Genomic DNA, 16,835 nt, shown 5'->3' with positions numbered 1-16,835 from the left:
TCCCCCTGGTCGTGAGCGGTGATCGCGAGATCGTTCTCCCGTAGCTTAAGCTGCAACGTACGGAATGCGTGGTTCGACGCGGCTAGGCGCAAGGCAGTCGCGTTGCAACTGGAGTCGGCATAGGCTGATGGTCGGATGCGATCCACCGATGGTGTCGAGAGATTGATTAAGATGATATGGCGCTGGGCCCCCTCCATGAACACGCATGGGCGGTGAACCGGCGATCTATGTGACTGAGAGCCCCGGCTTTTACCTGATCGTTCATACGATGCCGGTGCCGTCATGCAGGTCGTATCGGTGAAAAGGAATTGCCGTTTCATGAGCGTGCCTGCTCCTACTCCCCTGAACGAACCCGGCTGCTCGTGTCGGCCACGTGGCCGGAACGGGATTGGCTCCGGAGCCTTTCAACGATGCCCGGTAAAACTTCGAGCACCCGGTCGACATCCTCGTCACAGTTATCGCGCGAGAACGAGAAGCGGATTGTTCCGTGCGCCATAGCATGAGGGATATCCATTGCCCTCAAGACATGGCTCGGCTCCAGCGAACCGGAGGAGCAAGCAGAGCCGGAAGAGCAGGCGATGCCATAGCGGTTGAGAAGAAGGAGCATACTGTCTCCTTCGACACGTTGAAAGGCGATGTTCGCCGTGTTCGGCAACCTCTTAAGCCTATCGCCGGTTACGAAGGCGCCTGGAACACGCTGGACAATGCCGTTCTCCAATCGATCTCGGAGCGACTTTAATCGGGTGCTCTCGTCGTCTATTGATTTCAGGGCGAGTTCGGCAGCCTTGCCTAAACCGACAATCCCGGCCGTATTTTCTGTCCCTGCGCGTCGGTCGCGCTCCTGATGACCTCCCTTGATCAGTGAGGAGAAAGATAAGCCCCGCCTGAGATAGAGTGCACCAATGCCTTTTGGTCCATGGAATTTGTGTCCGGACAACGAAAGCATGTCGATTGCAGTAGGTTGGAGGTCCATTGGAACCTTGCCGACCGCCTGGACCGCGTCGGTGTGGAAAAGTGCACCGATTCTCTTGGCCATCTCGGCAAGCTTAGCGACCGGGAAAATGGTTCCCGTCTCGTTGTTCGCCCACATGATCGAAGCAATCGCTACACGATGAGTGAGGGCGGTCTCATAGGCGTCAAGATCGAGACGTCCATGTCGATCCACTGGGATCCTGTGTACCTTAATGCCGCGCGTCTTCTCCAGATGGCCGCAGAGTGTCAGCACCGCTGAATGCTCGACTGCGGAAGTCACGATCTCTGTGCGCTCAGGCATCACCTCCAGCGCCGAAAGGATCGCCGCATTGTCGCTTTCCGTCCCCCCCGAGGTGAACACGATCTCATGATCGAACTCGGCGCCGATCAGCGCTTGCAATTGCCGGCGCGCCTTCCTCACCGCCTCGCGGATAGAGGAGCCAAAAGCGTGCGTCGACGAAGGGTTTCCAAACTGATCCGCAAAGAACGGCAGCATGGCTTCAACCACTTCAGGATCGACTCTGGTCGTTGCATTATTGTCGAGATAGATCGCTCTCATGGGTGGATCTCGACTGAGGGGAAGCGGTGACAATGCTGCGGCGTCTTGCACATGCTGTTGTTTGCTAACCTCGGGCAAGCAGCGCGGGGTGGAGTCGTGCGATGGCGCGTCATGCGATCTTGTTGGCATCGATAACGTCGCATCGCCGCCATCAGTAGGAAGGGAAGAACGTTGTGCGCTCGCGCCTTTTCCAACGGTTGGATTCGCCGCGGCTGCTTAACTAGATGGGTCGCCAGCTTAGCTTGTCGCTGAGAACTGAACTGTTGCAGGCTGCGGCGATTTTTAGACCCTGTCCTACGCGATTGCCGGCTACAACATCGATTTCGACCCTGCCAATTTCTCCAGGCCTCAGATTTCTGTTGTGACGGTCTGATCGTCCTCCTCTGCCGGAGCGAGGCTTTCGACGACCAGTACTGTATAAACCGCTGACACGTCTTCGACGGCTTGAACGAGTGTCGTCCGTCTACTGCCAGATCTAGCGAAGTGAGCGACTTGGTCATGAAATCAAGCCTCTTGACACGCACGCGTCTTCGCTCACCTTTCCTCGGCGCGGAACTGCTTGCAGAGGGAGCGTCTCCTTTGGAATCCTGGCCCGGATGCCCGCCAAAAAATTTTGCTGCCTCAGGATAATCCGTTGATGAGCAGACCTTTTTCTCCGGCAGCAAACCGCTTAAAAAGCCTGCTGTCTCCTGACGGACGTTTTGAGGCGCTTCGGCGGGCTTTAGGGTTATGAGTTCGGCCAGCGCTGGCGAGAAGGCGGTCGCTGGGTTGGAACGCAAGGACGACGGCGTCACCAGAAACGCTCCCACCGTTGGATCGACTCCAATTATCAATTCAGGCCCTCTACCGTAGGAAACTGCCGCGGTCTCGCTGAGGGGATTTTCCTGCACGCCGTCGTTCTTCGGATTGAAAAAGGAAACCATGACCTTTTCGCAATAATTCCGCATGGCTCTCTCGCTTTCTCGGTGATCAGCCGAAGGATTTGCCGCAAGTGCAGTTCTGGTGCGCATTGGGATTGTCGAAGACAAAACCGGAGGTTTCTGGTCCCGTCACGAAGTCGATCGTCATGCCGTTGATGTGTGCTTGGGAGTCTGCGTCAACGAACACCTTGACCCCATTTGTTTCGATCACCGCGTCGCCCTCGCCCTGGACGCTTTCTAGCCCCACCAGGTATTTGTAGCCGGCGCATCCACCTGCCTCGACCGCGATGCGAAAGCCTTCCGCCTGCTCGGCTCGGGAAAGCGTTACGTTCATGATGGCGGCGGCATTCTCTGTGAGCTTGATCATGGGATGATTCCTTTTTGTTCGATGGCGCATTTTCGGATTACCGTGCATGCGTCGTGCCAAGCGGTAAGGAAGGCCAAGAGTTCGATCAGCCCGCGTGTTGTATTCCTGCGTCGTCGAACATCGGAGATCTCGAAAGCGCGCCAACTCCAGAACGTCTGCCCGCGTATCTCCGTCTATCATTTTCGGTTGAGGCTCTCGTTGCCGCCGCACCGAAATCCCAGCGGTTCGGCGAAAATGAATGGGAGGCGACAACTGCTTCTAGATTTGTCGCTTGCGCGACATAAAAATTCTGCACGAGTTTCGTGATTAACCGCTTAGCCCCTAAGCGCTTGGGCTATGGAACAGACATCTAATCTTTTCTGGAACGTCAGCTTAAGCGGCCGGAACAACTTTTGAAGCTCCCGTGACGAGGCTGCGGTCGCCAGCCCATATGAAGTCGATCCTCCATGGAGAGGACTAAGCACAATGTCACATGTGCCTCAGTTCCGCGGTTTTTGGGAAAAGGGCATCACCTACGGTACAAAGGACTTATCCCTCCGCGGCCGCCAGTACAAACCGTTTCTCCCGCCGGCGTTGCGCGGACGAGGGGATGTTCATCGCCTCGCGATATTTGGCGACTGTGCGGCGAGCAATGTCGACGCCTGTTTCCTTGAGCTTGGCAACGATGCCATCGTCGGACAGCACATCATGGAGCGTCTCTGCGGCAATAAGTGCCCTTATCTGATGGCGCACAGCTTCGGCCGAGTGCGCGTCACCGCCTTGTGAGGACGGGATCGCGACGGTGAAAAAATACTTGAGCTCGAACACGCCGCGGGGCGTGAGAATGTATTTGTTCGACGTTACCCGACTTACAGTGGACTCGTGCATGTCGATCGCGTCAGCGATGGTCTTAAGATTGAGAGGGCGAAGATGAGCAATGCCATCTTCCAAAAAGACATCCTGGTGGCGCACGATTTCGGTCGCCACCTTAAGGATCGTCGTGGCGCGCTGATCGAGACTCCGAACCAACCAGCTCGCGCTCTGGAAGCATTCGTTGAGGAATGACTGATCTTTCGAGCTTTGGGCGGTTAGGCGAGTAACTTGCGCAAAATAGGTTTGGTTGATCAGTACCTTGGGCAAAATCTCCCGATTAAGCTCGACGTGCCATCCGCCTCCCGGCGAGGGTAGGACGAAGACGTCGGGTATGATGGATTCCGACCTTGCGGACTGGAACTGGTTTCCAGGCTTTGGGTCAAGTGCACGAATTTCGTTCAACATATCGAGAAGGTCGTCTTCATCGACCCGGCAACGTCGCTTCAGTGCTCGAAAATCGCGTCGCGCAAGCAACTCGAGATTTGCGACCAGAGCTGCCATGGCCGGGTCGAACCGGTCTCGTTGGCGCAACTGAATCTCGAGGCATTCGCCCAGACTTCGCGCAAATATGCCCGGCGGGTCAAATAGCTGCAAAGCCTCAAGAACCCGCTTCACTCCAGCCTCAGGGCTATTTAGCCTCTCTGCTAGCTCCTGAAGGTTCACTTGCAGATACCCAGTGTCATCCAGATGGTCGGCAAGCGCGCCAGCAATCAGCCGCTCCTGGGGTGTGAAGGCAGTGAGGGCGATCTGATGGGCGACATGTTCGTGCAATGTCTCAGTTGAGGCGGCGAACTCATCCAGGGAAGGCCTTTCCCCCGGCGAAAGGTTGCCTGTGTCACGGATTGATTTCCAGGGACTAGACAGCTCAGGCATGTCCGTCCTGGCCGGTCCATCAACGTGGTCTTCGCGTGCGCTGATATTTGGATCATCCGCCGCAGTTGGCGATACGCCAGAAGCCCCGCCGTCATTCGACGCCAGGTCGAGAAATGGGTTCTTCTCGATTTCCTGTTCCACGAACTGATTCAGTTCGGTGTGCGCCAGCTGCAGCAAGCGAATAGACGCGATGAGCTGGGGCGTAATAACCAGCGATTGCTGCTGACGCTGATGAAGGCTTGTAAAGGACTTCATGGTTCGAGCAAAACTCCTATCATTCGGCGCAGGTGTGCACGACAAGTCGTAGCTGCTGGTCGTTGGCTTCAATGCTCATACGAAGGCTGGGGCCTTAAGGCATTTCAAAATGTTTTGCGGCGAAGAAACGCCATACGGATCGGTCGCGCAGTTGTCGCCAAAGCCTTCTTCCTCGAACCACCCCTCCACGACGCCATTATTGATCACGGCAGCGTAGCGCCAGGAGCGCAGACCGAAACCGAGATTGTCCTTGGCGACGAGCATACCCATTTTCCGAGTGAATTCTCCCGAACCGTCCGGGATAAGCTTGACATTTTTCAACCCCTGAGACTTGCCCCAAGCATTCATGACGAAGGCATCGTTGACGGAGAGACAGTAGATGTCGTCAATGCCATTCTTCTTAAACTCGACATAAAGACTTTCGAAATCAGGCAGTTGGAAGGTGGAGCAGATTGGCGTGAAGGCGCCCGGCAGCGAAAAAAGGATTACCCGCTTACCGCTGAAATAGTCGTCGGTCGTCTTGTCTTCCCAGCGGTAGGGGTTGGGACCGGATATAGACTCGTCGCGAACCCGCGTGCGAAAGGTGACAATAGGGACCTGCTTTTCCATGGTCATCAATGAAGCTCCTCTAGGAAAATTTATTTGCGGCCTCTCAGTCACGGCTAACACGAATCCGACCTCGGCCCACACGCCAGGGCAAGCAAGCGTCATGCCATTTGGCCTGAAGGAGATGGACTTGCGGTCAGCACAGGGCCTTCGTCGCCGCACTCGTGCGCTGCTCGTGCGGGCGAGCGAATTGTGAAGCCGTTGTGCCGCGCTGACGGCCGGGCGCTGTTTCGGCTACTTCCGACCGCATCTCGATCAAGGTTTCTCTGTCGCCTTTTAGAACCTTAGCATACTGCCCGCCAGTCCGGTCGCGGCGGGAAGGCGCGGGTCACGGGGCTTGAGGTTCTGCTCGTGCGTATGTCTACCCGCGCACGTTTTCTTGTTTGAAACTGCACAAGAAAGTTTGAGGTCCGACAAAAGGGGGCGCCAGGCTCGGACCGCGCATCGAAAAATGGTGAAACGCAAACGGCTCCGATAATTTCGTCACAGAAGACGACGATGGCGGATATCCGCAGGTTGGGGGCGTGAAGAGCTCGCAGCCGCCAATATCGATCGGCTGATGCCGACCGGCACCCGGGTCGCGCTATGTAGCCTTTGGCCTACGAGCATTTGTTGCTCGGCTGACGTCGCCGCGGAGCTGATATTTTGTTCCATTCACCACTCACCGCTCAGCTCGCTGGCGACGTGCTGGGCGCCCGGCGCCGATGGCGACGCCACCCACCTGCCCGGCGGCTATCCCGAGCTGCAAGCCGGCGGCTCCGGGACTAGAAGTTTTCTCGCCCGGAATGCTCGATGTGGTAGCGCCCGGCACGTCCGTCTGCATCCCGACAATGCCGCCTAGTTCTTTACGCTGGCGATACGCGGGTGGCAATTACCCGCTGATTTTCTTTGCGAGCGCATCCATGTCGGGCACGGTGATATGCCGGATGTTCTCGATGCGGATGACGCCCTCTTTGCGAAGCCGGGTCAACTGGCGGCTGACGGTTTCGATCGTCAGCCCGAGAAAGTCGGCAATCTCGGCACGCGATAGCGGCAGATCGAAGGCAGTGCTCGTCGCCGTCTCGGCGTGGGCGGCAATGAGGTGGAGCAGGCTTGCGACCTTCTCCTCGGCGGTCCGCCGGCCGAGCGTCAGCATCCATTCGCGCGCGGCATCCAGCTCGTTCAGCGCCTGAGCGTGCAGGCTACGCTGCAATTCCCTAGTCTCCAATATCATGCGTTCGAGCAAATTGCGGGGGAACACGCAGATCTCCGCATCGGTCGCGGCCTCGGCCGACAGCGTGCTTTCGCGCACGAAGGGGCGGCCGACGAAATCGGGGGCGAATTGCAGGCCAACGATCTGCTGGCGCCCGTCCGACATCACCTTGCAGAGCTTCACCACGCCGCGCGTGATGTTCGAATAGAAAGAGTTTTCCGATCCTTGTGCAATGATCTCGCAGCCTGCGTCGACCTTGCGGCGCAGCGAGTGGCGGCCAAGTTCGCTAAGCTGGCCAGCCGACAAGGCGCCGCAAACGACGCCGTGCCGCGCCTGGCAGGAACGGCAAGCGACGGAAGTGCTAATCACGAGAACCTCACCGCGTGCGACGTCCATGTCCTGATCCCTTCGAAAACCGCCTATGCCGGACATGCCCGAGACGACCACGCGGCCGTTGCGACTTCGGCTATCCCTATTTCTTCCAGCGCGTCTTTGATGGCTATCAATTTCATCAGGATTGCGATTTGATCCAGATCAAATCTCCGTACCCACGCTCTTGCCGTGCCAGGCAGGGCAGTTTTGTGGATTTGTTTCGGACGGCATTTTCGGCCCGCCGCTTGAGCGGGCTTTCTGCGGCCATCGCCTTCCGTCTCGGCGGACGGTAGGCCACCATATCCATTGCTGTCAGACAACACCCAATCGGCAGATTGCCGCCGACTCTTAGGGTGGTGTCGTCGGGCTGGTAGAACTGACATTCAGGACAAAGGAGTAGCACGCTTCGAGCTTTTCCCGGAATTCCGCCGCTAGCTCGATGCCACAATTCAAAGCTACCCACCCTCAAGCTATCCCACTGCATCGCAGTACATCAGGACATTCGTTGCTCGTCGCGCTGTCTCTGGCCCCCGGCTGTGGTGGCTGGGAAAAAGTCGCACCTGAATAGATGGCATCCGGCACCTGATGTCGGGTTTTGTTAGATGCGCGACACGGCCTTGATCAGCCAATCTTTGTTCTGCCTTGAGCCAAAGCGCTGAAAGGCAATTGAAAAATTTCTTTCCGGCCAAATCAATCAAATTGGCATGAACTTTGAAGTTCTTCTTGCGGGGCGGCAAGGACTGTCGGCCGGTTTCTTTGGTGACCGCCATGGAGCGGAGGAAATCAAAATGCATCTGTGCTCAGAACGCATTTACCGGAAGAGAGGTACCCGTGAAAATCCGATGTCGACCGGAAGGGCGGGCGAGGCATCCAAGAAATTTCGACTTCGGCCAACAAAGCAGCGTGGATTTCGAGCCGCACGGCGATCTGATCGCTGCATCGCATGTCATTGGCGCCTCGCGCTGCTGAGATTGGAAATCTGGCGCTCAACGATTTTGCTCGCTCCCTCTCCGAGGAGAATTCGTTCTCGGCGAAGGGGCTTTGATGACAGGAGAAAAGCAGTGGCTACCATTAGGGTTCCAGAACATGTCCCTCCCGAAATGGTGAAGGACTTCAGCCTGTTCACGTCGCCCGGCATGGAGCGCATGCCAAATGGGGATCCGCACGCAGCTGTCGCTTGCCTCCATAATGGACCGAGAATCTTTTATTCTCCCTGCAATACGCGCGATGGCCGAGGTACCTGGGTCATCGTTCGCGCTCAGGACCAACGCAAATTGCTGCAGGACACCGGAACCTTTTCCAGCCATCGGAGCCTTTTCGCCTCGGCGCTTGGCGAAAACTGGCCGCTGATCCCGCTTGAACTCGACCCCCCGGCTCACAGCGTGTTTCGCTCACTTCTCAATCCGCTGCTTTCGCCCAGGCGGATAATGGAGCTTGAACCGGCGGTCCGTGATCGGGCGATTGCGTTGATTTCCAAGATTTCCGCGTCGAGCACAAGCTGCGACATCTTGACGGACTTCGCCTTTCCTTTTGCGGTTAGTATCTTCCTCCGTTTGCTCGGCTTATCCGATGAGCGCCTCAATACATTCGTGGGCTGGGGGAAGGACCTGCTCCACGGCGACGGCATCAGACGAACCGCAGCCGCCCGAACAATTTTGGCGTTCATCGATGAACTTGCAGCGATGCGCCGCAAAGAACCGGCCGACGATTTCATGACCTTCGTCGTGCAGGCAAAGGTCGACGGCCGCCTGTTGAGAGACCAGGAAATCCATGGAATAGGCGTGCTTCTATTCGTCGCGGGACTGGACACCGTGGCAACGGCGATCGGCTTTGACCTGGCCTATCTCGCGCGCAATCCGACAGAACAGGAATTGCTGCGGAGCAAACCGGATCGAATTGTGCTCGCAGCCGAAGAACTGCTTCGCGCCTATTCGACCGTGCAGATGATCCGTGTGGCGACGAAAGATATCAATTTCGAAGGCGCGCCGATCCGTAAGGGGGACTACATTTCCTGCGCCACGATGATTGCCAATCGTGATCCGGTGGAATTCGAAAATCCGAACACGATCGATTTGGCACGAGAAGACAATCGCCACACCGCTTTTGCGTACGGTCCCCATCGCTGTCTTGGATCACACCTTGCCCGGCGAGAGATCGTCATCGGCCTGGAGGAGTGGCTGTCGCGCATCCCTGACTTCCGTATCAAGGATGGTACGGCGCCCATCACCTATGGGGGCCACGTGTTTGGAATAGAGAATCTGATCCTGGACTGGTCCTGATAATTGAGAGGAGGAAAGACATGGAGTACCGTATGCGCGTCATAGTGCACACTTCCAAATGCCAAGGTCATGCAAGATGCTGGGCCCAAGCGCCCGAAATATTCAATCTTGACGACGAGGGATACATACTGCCCGGTGCAATCGATGTCGAGGAGAGGGACGAACTGTTCGCGTCGCGAGGCGCTCGATCCTGCCCTGAACGTGCGCTGGAGATAGATTGCGTTTCGGATGCGTTGCTCGATCGCCTTTTGTTCAACCAACATTGTGGGGGTTGAAACGCAACGCAACTGGTGCATGACGGCGCCGTCGCTGTCCAAACACCTTACCCGCAGCTCTCCCATTGATGTCTACTTCTAAGGGCAGTTGTTTACATGCATGCCTAAGCAGAGGGAGGGTTTTTCCTTACGTCAGCCGAGCAGTTGAAAGCTGGCTGCGTCACTGGATGGGTAAGCGCCCCAATATCAGATGTGCGACAAGCGATGAAACACAAAAAAAATTACCGAATTGCTCGACCGCGAGGCGCTCCGCGACTGCCTCTATCGGTATTGCCGCGGGATAGACCGCGCCGATGAAAGGGCGCTGCGCAGTTCCTACTGGCCCGATGCACGTGACAATCACGGGACCTATTCCGGTTCGGCCGAGGGCTTCATCGAGTTCGCCCTTGGTGTCTTCAAGACGGGACCGCGCAACATCCATCAAATCACGAACATTCTGATTGAGTTCAGCAGCCCGGAAAAAGCCGCCGTCGAAAGTTACTTCGCCGCACTGCAACGCGCACCGAACAAGGCCGGAACGCTAAGTCAGGCCCTGATCTGCGGCCGCTATTGCGATCTGTTCCTGAAAAAGGGAGGGGATTGGAGAATTGCCGAACGGACGGTGGTCTATGATCTAGTCGAGGAGCAGATCTTGGCCGCGGCATCCGAGACTGAGCAGTTCGGCCACCGGCAGCCGATCGGAGCATCATGTCCCGATGACCCCGTCTACGCATTTAGGAAGACTGCATTCCTTCAAGAGGGTGAAAGTGAGACTTGATCGATCAGGATTCAGCCTCGAGATCGTCAACGTTGGTCAGGGAACTTTTACGTGCGCATGCCGATGGTTTCGGAACTTGAACGCGCGGGCAAGATAGACCTCACCGCGGTGCGCAGCCGGGTGCCAATGGGTCGCGTGGCGCGTCCAGACAAAATTGCCCGAGCGGTGCGCTTTCTCGCCAGCGCGCAAGCGTCACCGGGTCTGTGGTGACCGTCGACGGTGGCTGGAGATCGTTTAGTAACCGGGGTAGGCGCACCCGCCATGCCCGGGACGCCACGAGCCGAACTCTTCCCTCCTGCCGAGCACTCCACTGCGCGCATTGCGCTTGTCATGGCGGGGCGGACTGCATAGGCGCTGCCGTTGTGCGCCGCTTTGCGGAACACGGCGACGCGCTTACCAGAACACTGCCGGAGCTGCTCGGAGTTTTCTCCCTCGTCTGCGGTTGATTGGCGCGCATGCGGCGCTGCCGATTTGTTGAAACGCGACGCGATATTGTTCGGGCGCTGTTGATGCAGTTGCATTTAGGCTCCGAGCAAATAGGAAAACTTTTCCTAGGCTCTTTTTGCAGCTGGCACGATTTTTGGATCTACCACATGCCGAGAGATTGGAGTTTTGTTTATCAGCAATGGGCGCCGAGTCGACCGTAATGGTGAAGTGGGGCTTCATACGACCGTATGGGCCTCCCGAAGCCGCCTTATACTTCTTGACAAGCTGGAAAATCGCCAGCGATGGGTTGGGCCAAATGAAAGGCTCGAATTGGAAGGAATCCCAGAAATCAAGAAAGATCATCCAATCTCCTCCGCCTTGGGTCGCCGGTTTGGTTTCGAAACTGGACGGCGAGCATACACTACCAAGGATACTGAGCGAGCTTAAATCAGAACGGTATGACGTCACCAAATGCGACGTTCACGATTTCGTCTCTGCCCTTGCTAGCTGTGGCCTCATTGAAGAGAGCTGAGCCACTTAAGTTGGAGACTGGGGTCAATCGGGCAATGGTTGCCCCATGTCCGGCCGCGGCGTTGGAACTGGCTAAAAGGGTTTCTCATCAAGGGCGATCACGCAACGAGCGTTCGACGACAAAATGGGGTTTCGATTAAAGAGATCATGCGGAAGATTGTCGAACAGCCCTTTGATGTCGAATTCCAGAACCCAATCGTACTTCCAGCACCGCTGACGCGTTACCCCAACGGCATCCAAAGCCGACTTCATCGGCCTGTAGCCATAGGAGTCTGGCAAGAAGAGCGGCTCTAAATCCGGCTCAATCATCTGCTTGACCACCATCTGAGCGATCCGATCACTGACCGTCGGCACACCCAAAACCCTTTCGCCTCCGGTCTTCTTTGGAATGGAGACGACGCGCACCGGCGGCGGAAAGTAAGCCCCAGCCACCACGGCTCTTTACCGCAGCAGCTCGGACTGGTTTGAGACCCGCTCCTGAAAGCCGATCCCGGAGGGCCATCCTCCATCATTCACGCAGCTTCACGTTACGGGGTTAGCTCATACTGAACTCCTTCCGTGCCTCTGCAGCACACTTTCGTCGATGAAGATCAGCTGTTCTGGATCGAGATTCAGTTGGCCGTCGAACCAGACACGCCGGCGCTTTAGGACATCCGGCTGGTTCCGCAAAGCCAATTTTTTCGCCGATACCAAGCTCGACGAATACCTCAAAGCCCTTTTCTGTGTAGTACGGCACTTCATTCGGCACGATCATAGTGCGGAATTCAGAAGGGTATTTTTCGCGCACGAAAACGATTTGTCTAGACATGTTCCGCCTCGATTTCGGAGAATACTTTCGGCTAAAGCGCTTCCACAATATTTGGATGCGTTATTCTTGTTCCAAGAAGACGCTTGTGCTCGCTAATATCGATCCGGGATGGACGAAATACGTCGCGCAACGCGGTGATACTCGCGTACGGGTCTAGCGAACCACAAAAAAATACGTCTATCGCGACCATGCGTTCTTCGTGCCAGGTATTTACGCAAATGTGCGATTCAGCGAGAATTGCGAAGCCCGTGACGCCCCCATCTTCGCTATATTTTCTATAACTCGATTCCAACATCGTTGCGCGGCAGTCATGAACGGCTTGCGCTACCGCCGCCTCAATCGCTTCAGCATTTCCCGTATTTTCTGCATCCCACATATCGATAAAGAGATGGGTTCCGGCGCATACTCGGTCTGAGCTAGGGTAATTTATTCCGCCTTTAGGCGCTCCGTTCAGCATATATATGCTCCGCTTCTTGATCGTGTCCAATGGAGTGGTGTAACTGGATTTCATAGCCATCGGTGATTTCCGGTAGGGTCGGGTTGCTTGAGCCAACCTGAGGGACACCACCGATGACCGACGACATGATGAACCTGCGCTCACTCGTTGAGAAGAGCGCCGATGCCGATTTGCTGCGCGAGATGATCGGCTTTACTGCCGAGAAGCTGATGGCGCTGGAGGTCGGCACGAAGACCGGCGCGGGCTATGGCGAGAAGAATGGCTTCCGACTGGCCCAGCGTAACGGCTATCGCGACCGGGATTGGGAGACACGGGCGGGCACCGTCGAGCTGCGCATTCCCAAGCTTCGCACAGGCAGCTATTTCCCGAGCTTTCTCGAACCACGCCGGATGGCCGAGAAGGCCCTGACTGCGGTCATCGAAGAAGCCTATATCCAAGGCGTTTCGACCCGATCCGTCGATGACCTCGTCAAGGCCATGGGCATGAGCGGCATCTCCAAAAGCCAGGTATCCCGGCTGTGCGAAGAAATCGATGAGAAGGTGAAGGTCTTCCTCGACAGGCCCATCGAAGGAGAATGGCCCTACCTGTGGATCGATGCGACCTCCCTCAAGGTTCGGCGCGGTGGTCGTATTGTCTCCGTCGCCGTAATCATCGCCGTCGGCGTCAACACCGACGGTCGACGCGAGGTGCTCGGCACGTCCGAGGCCGAGGCGACCTGGACGGAGTTTCTTCGAAAGCTGACCAGGCGGGGTCTGCGTGGCGTGAAGCTCGTTGTCTCCGATGCGCATGAGGGCATCAAGGCCGCAGTATCGAAGGTGCTCTCCGCCACCTGGCAGCGCTGCAGGGTCCACTTCATGCGCAATACCTTGGCCCATGCTGGAAAGAGCGGACGCCGAGTTTTCTCCGCCTTCATTGCCACGGCCTTCGCTCAGGACACGCCGGAGGCGGCAAGCACTCAGTGGCGCAACGTCGCCGACCAGATCAGGCCAAAGGTACCGAAGCTCGCCAGTCTTATGGACAGCGCCGAGCAAGACGTGCTCGCCTACATGTCCCAAGCAGCATTGGGCCAAACTTCACTCGACCAACCCGATTGAGCGATTGAACGGCGAGATCAAGCGGCGGACAGAGGTCGTCGGCATCTTCCCCAACGACGACGCCATCGTGCGCCTGGTCGGTGCGCTGCTGCTCGAACAGAACGATGAATGGGCCGTCCAGCGATCCCGCTACATGACACTTGAGACAATCGCCACAATGAGCGATGATCCCCTCATCAGCCTGCCAGCAGCAAGCTGACACTCATCCGGCTGGGATGAGCCGTGGTCGTCTAAGCTACACCACGTCCTGGGACATGATCCGCTTCTTGCTTTTGCATTGGGTGTGCAGGCGGCATAGCCATGATCTCCGTGGTGGCTTGGAGAATATCCTTTACGGAGGCTTCGTCTGGGCTTGTACCGCCGGCAATTGGATAGATCTCAGAGGACTCGCCAAAATTCCTTAACAACGACAGCATGGGACCGGGCGACACCGCCCAATCCAAATAGGTATATTCATTCCCCTGAACCGTGTTTCTCAAAGGGTGTTGGACGGCCCAGTTCATGCTGATTGTGATCAGAGAGCCCGTTTTCCGCCAGCTTTCTAAGGCCGAAAACAATTGCTGCCTTTCAGCAGCTCCCTCGCCCATGCCAAATAGGAGGGATACCCCAACCTTGATTCCGGCTTCGGACAAGATCTCAACTGCTTTGTCCCCGCGTTCCATCCACGAACCCTTCTTGGTGGCGATGTTCTTGTGAAGACCTCCAACAAGTTCTGGGCGCGGTGTCTCGACCCCGATGAAAAGATATTCCAGGCCCATGCGGCCTAGTCTTCGTGCAAGGGCTGGGTTATTGACAATTTGGTCAATGGTCGCTTGTCCGCCAAGCCGCACAGGATTTTCGAGTGGGTCGAATACCTTTTCAAACTGGGCTACGAGGGCCGAATTCCATCCAAGAAGAGTTGAGTCTTCAATGAACGCCGAGACAGGAAAGTTTTCGCCGTAATCTGCCTTGACTACGCGGCGGGCTGCTGCGAGTTGGCCGCATAACCGGTGGGGGCTTATCTTGAACTGTCGAGGAGGCCCGACAACGCTGATCCTCTCACTGCAGAAGATACAATCATAGATACAGCCACGCCCGATGTCGCTGAAGACGTGCGCGGTAGGCGCGCCACCAAACACGTCAAAGCTCGTTGTAATTCCGAACATTTCGGCTGGGGATGGCATCCCATTATAATCGAGCGGCATGCCCGAAGAGCACACAGTGTGGACCTGATCGTCCATGATTGTGCCGGCGATCCAGTGCCCCGGGGTGGTCGTCAGGTGGCCCAATGAGAATTTCGCCTGCCTTGGCGAAAAACCTCTTGCTTCCAAGGAAGCTACGACGCACCCAATTTCCGCGATAAAGTGTTCACCATCTCCGGAGAGCACGATGTCGAAACAGCTGGAAACTTTTCCGTCAGCAATTAGCCGCAGAGGGGACGCTAGATGATGTCTTACACGATTTTCGTCATCCCGATATATTGTTTCGGTGGCGTGGCGACCGCCAAGAACGATACAAACGTCATCGCCTAGAAACTCTCTGATGTATTTCGCTGTCTCAATCGCACCGCGGAAGCATATCGACATCGCTCCTATGAGAACTAAATTGGGCCGGACCCGGACTAATAGCGGCGTTAGCCTTCGCTGCACATCGTCCATGTCAGATAGCAGAAGCGTTGATTGTCGCCTGTCACTCCTGGTGCCGCGCCAATTGCTTTCGCCCCATGCACCTTCCGCCTTGGATGCCAGTGACGCAGCATATCTGCAGGCATTGTAGAGGCTTGCCGGATCGGCGCTTGATAATGCCATTTCGCCCGCCTCGCCGTGAGAAAACTGGGGAGCAGAACACGCGATTACACGTAAGCCCACGGGCTTCCTCCACTATCTGTAATATTTTTGAAATGATTCGGGCGGTTAAGCGATCTTTTCTCCGGTATTAGACTCGGTCGTATCCGATGGCATAAGTATTGATACAACAAATATGGCTAGTATAACCGCGAAGCACGCAGAATACACCAAGTGGTAATGCCCGGTATATTTGATAATCCGCCCTCCGCCGAAATTGCCTAAGAGCCCGATTTAAAAGAAGTTGAGCGATAACAGGCAGTTGTGATTCCCTATTGGTGCTAAATCAAATGGGGTTTCGATGAGCTGGACTGCTATCGCTCGCCGTGAGCATAACCGAGACGTGCTTCGTTTTCCAAGTGATTTGAAGGACCTGGAATGGGCGTTGATCAAACCGCTGATCCCGCCAGCGCGTCGTGGCGGGCGGCGTCGGACGACGAATATGCGCTCGGTCGTGGAGGCGATCCTCTATATCGCCTCGAGCGGCTGCCAATGGCGCATGCTGCCGGGCGATTTTCCGCCGGTTTCGACAGTGCGCGGTTATTTTTATGCTTGGCGCGCGATCGGACTGTGGCAGAGCATCAACCAGCTTCTGGTGATGGCGGCGCGGGAAATCGAGGGACGGGAGGCGCAACCGACGGCAGGGATTATCGACAGCCAAAGCGTAGCGACGGCGCACCCCATGTCCTCAAGGCGATCCGCCGCCGTTTTCCGTGGCTGCGCCACATCTTCGCCGATGGTGGCTACGCCGGAGCCAAGTTGAGGCGAGCAATGTGCGGCCATGGTGACTGGACGATCGAAATGGTCAAGCGTTCGGATCACGCCAAGGGCTTCGTCGTCCTGCCCAAGAGATGGGTGGTGGAAAGAACTTTCGCCTGGCTTGGACGCTGCCGCCGTCTCGCCAAGGATTGGGAGAAATCGATCGAAAGCGCAACCGCATGGGCGCAAATCGCTTCAATCAGAATGCTCACAAGGCGCATCGCAAGATAACGGATATACGAATGAACTTTTGAATCGGGCTCTGAGACGCGGGTGCGCTACGGCTATCGTCGCGTGCATGTGCTTTTGGAACGCGAGGGTTGGGGCACCAACATCAAGCGAACCTACCGCATTTACAGGGACTTGGGGCTACAGTTGCGGAACAAGACACCGAAGCGGAGGGTAAAAGCCCAGCTTCGCGAGGATCGGCACATGGCCGTCGGACCCAACGACGTCTGGGCGATGGACTTCGTTCACGACCAACTCGCAACGGGTAAGAAACTGCGCGTGCTGACGGTGGTCGACACCTTTTCGCGCTACGTGCCGGTGCTTGATCCACGTCATAGCTATAGAGGCGAAGACGTTGTGCAAACCCTTGAACGGGTGTGCCAAAAAGCCGGCTATCCGAAAACGATCCGTGTCGACCAAGGGACCGAGT

At 56.5% G+C, this 16,835-nt stretch carries 13 protein-coding genes and 5 pseudogenes; 7 read left to right on the top strand and 11 right to left on the bottom strand.

Annotated elements, in window-relative coordinates; all coding sequences use genetic code 11:
• Window positions 1–334 precede the first annotated feature (334 nt).
• The 6 genes from nifS to K6M89_RS28660 all read right to left on the bottom strand — a co-directional run bounded on the left by nifS (window position 335) and on the right by K6M89_RS28660 (window position 7,762).
• Window positions 335–1,531: a cysteine desulfurase NifS gene (gene nifS / locus K6M89_RS28685; RefSeq protein WP_004678544.1), complete on the bottom strand. Its 1,197-nt coding sequence runs from the start codon at window positions 1,529–1,531 to the stop codon at window positions 335–337.
• A gap of 969 nt (window positions 1,532–2,500) precedes the next feature.
• Complete coding sequence (locus K6M89_RS28680; RefSeq protein ID WP_004678546.1) at window positions 2,501–2,818, bottom strand: HesB/IscA family protein; 318 nt, start codon at window positions 2,816–2,818, stop codon at window positions 2,501–2,503.
• Window positions 2,819–3,346: 528 nt separating this feature from the next.
• Window positions 3,347–4,798, bottom strand: coding sequence for an RNA polymerase factor sigma-54 (rpoN, locus tag K6M89_RS28675; RefSeq protein ID WP_004678547.1), 1,452 nt, complete (start codon window positions 4,796–4,798; stop codon window positions 3,347–3,349).
• A gap of 75 nt (window positions 4,799–4,873) precedes the next feature.
• A complete protein-coding gene (locus K6M89_RS28670) occupies window positions 4,874–5,413 on the bottom strand; it encodes a peroxiredoxin (RefSeq protein ID WP_004678566.1) in 540 nt (179 codons plus the stop codon).
• Window positions 5,414–6,275: 862 nt separating this feature from the next.
• Entirely contained in the window at window positions 6,276–6,992 is a 717-nt protein-coding gene (locus K6M89_RS28665) for a Crp/Fnr family transcriptional regulator (protein WP_026188843.1), read from the bottom strand.
• Window positions 6,993–7,438: 446 nt separating this feature from the next.
• Entirely contained in the window at window positions 7,439–7,762 is a 324-nt protein-coding gene (locus tag K6M89_RS28660; RefSeq protein ID WP_132662505.1) for a hypothetical protein, read from the bottom strand.
• Window positions 7,763–8,068: 306 nt separating this feature from the next.
• Here K6M89_RS28660 and K6M89_RS28655 point away from each other — a divergent pair, with 306 nt between their 5' ends.
• From K6M89_RS28655 to K6M89_RS28645, 3 genes are all read left to right on the top strand, one after another.
• Complete coding sequence (locus K6M89_RS28655; protein WP_018247194.1) at window positions 8,069–9,247, top strand: cytochrome P450; 1,179 nt, start codon at window positions 8,069–8,071, stop codon at window positions 9,245–9,247.
• Between the two features lie 20 nt (window positions 9,248–9,267).
• Window positions 9,268–9,522, top strand: coding sequence for a ferredoxin (locus tag K6M89_RS28650; protein ID WP_004678571.1), 255 nt, complete (start codon window positions 9,268–9,270; stop codon window positions 9,520–9,522).
• 229 nt (window positions 9,523–9,751) lie between these two features.
• Window positions 9,752–10,279, top strand: a complete 528-nt coding sequence (locus K6M89_RS28645) for a nuclear transport factor 2 family protein (RefSeq protein WP_004678573.1) — start codon at window positions 9,752–9,754, stop codon at window positions 10,277–10,279.
• A gap of 393 nt (window positions 10,280–10,672) precedes the next feature.
• Here the strand turns inward: K6M89_RS28645 and K6M89_RS28640 are convergent, their stop codons facing one another.
• Window positions 10,673–11,068: a hypothetical protein gene (locus K6M89_RS28640; RefSeq protein WP_155774533.1), complete on the bottom strand. Its 396-nt coding sequence runs from the start codon at window positions 11,066–11,068 to the stop codon at window positions 10,673–10,675.
• Here K6M89_RS28640 and K6M89_RS31800 point away from each other — a divergent pair.
• Window positions 11,022–11,237: a hypothetical protein gene (locus K6M89_RS31800; RefSeq protein ID WP_348646384.1), complete on the top strand. Its 216-nt coding sequence runs from the start codon at window positions 11,022–11,024 to the stop codon at window positions 11,235–11,237. The genes K6M89_RS28640 and K6M89_RS31800 overlap by 47 nt on opposite strands.
• A 140-nt stretch (window positions 11,238–11,377) precedes the next feature.
• On the opposite strand, the pseudogene K6M89_RS28635 reads toward K6M89_RS31800, so the two are convergent.
• The 3 genes and pseudogenes from K6M89_RS28635 to speD form a co-directional block, all read right to left on the bottom strand.
• Window positions 11,378–11,665 (bottom strand): annotated as a pseudogene (locus tag K6M89_RS28635) (reverse transcriptase domain-containing protein); the annotation flags it as partial.
• Window positions 11,666–11,803: 138 nt separating this feature from the next.
• Window positions 11,804–11,902: pseudogene (locus K6M89_RS31925) on the bottom strand (IS630 family transposase); the annotation flags it as partial.
• Window positions 11,903–12,075: 173 nt separating this feature from the next.
• A complete protein-coding gene (gene speD / locus K6M89_RS28630; RefSeq protein ID WP_018247191.1) occupies window positions 12,076–12,561 on the bottom strand; it encodes an adenosylmethionine decarboxylase in 486 nt (161 codons plus the stop codon).
• A gap of 53 nt (window positions 12,562–12,614) precedes the next feature.
• Between speD and K6M89_RS28625 the strand changes: the two are divergent.
• A pseudogene (locus tag K6M89_RS28625) lies at window positions 12,615–13,794 on the top strand (IS256 family transposase).
• Between the two features lie 31 nt (window positions 13,795–13,825).
• On the opposite strand, the gene K6M89_RS31285 reads toward K6M89_RS28625, so the two are convergent.
• Window positions 13,826–15,442 carry a hypothetical protein gene (locus K6M89_RS31285; RefSeq protein ID WP_063824132.1) on the bottom strand — a complete coding sequence of 539 codons (1,617 nt, stop codon included), beginning with the start codon at window positions 15,440–15,442 and terminating at the stop codon, window positions 13,826–13,828.
• A gap of 277 nt (window positions 15,443–15,719) precedes the next feature.
• Between K6M89_RS31285 and K6M89_RS28615 the strand changes: the two are divergent.
• Together K6M89_RS28615 and K6M89_RS28610 are read left to right on the top strand one after the other, a co-directional pair.
• Window positions 15,720–16,408: pseudogene (locus K6M89_RS28615) on the top strand (transposase).
• Window positions 16,409–16,441: 33 nt separating this feature from the next.
• Window positions 16,442–16,835: pseudogene (locus tag K6M89_RS28610) on the top strand (DDE-type integrase/transposase/recombinase); the annotation flags it as partial.

The sequence above is a fragment of the Rhizobium croatiense genome, from assembly GCF_019793465.1.
In the GTDB taxonomy this organism is placed as follows: Bacteria; Pseudomonadota; Alphaproteobacteria; order Rhizobiales; family Rhizobiaceae; genus Rhizobium; species Rhizobium croatiense.
This window is presented reverse-complemented; position numbering and strand designations above follow the sequence as displayed.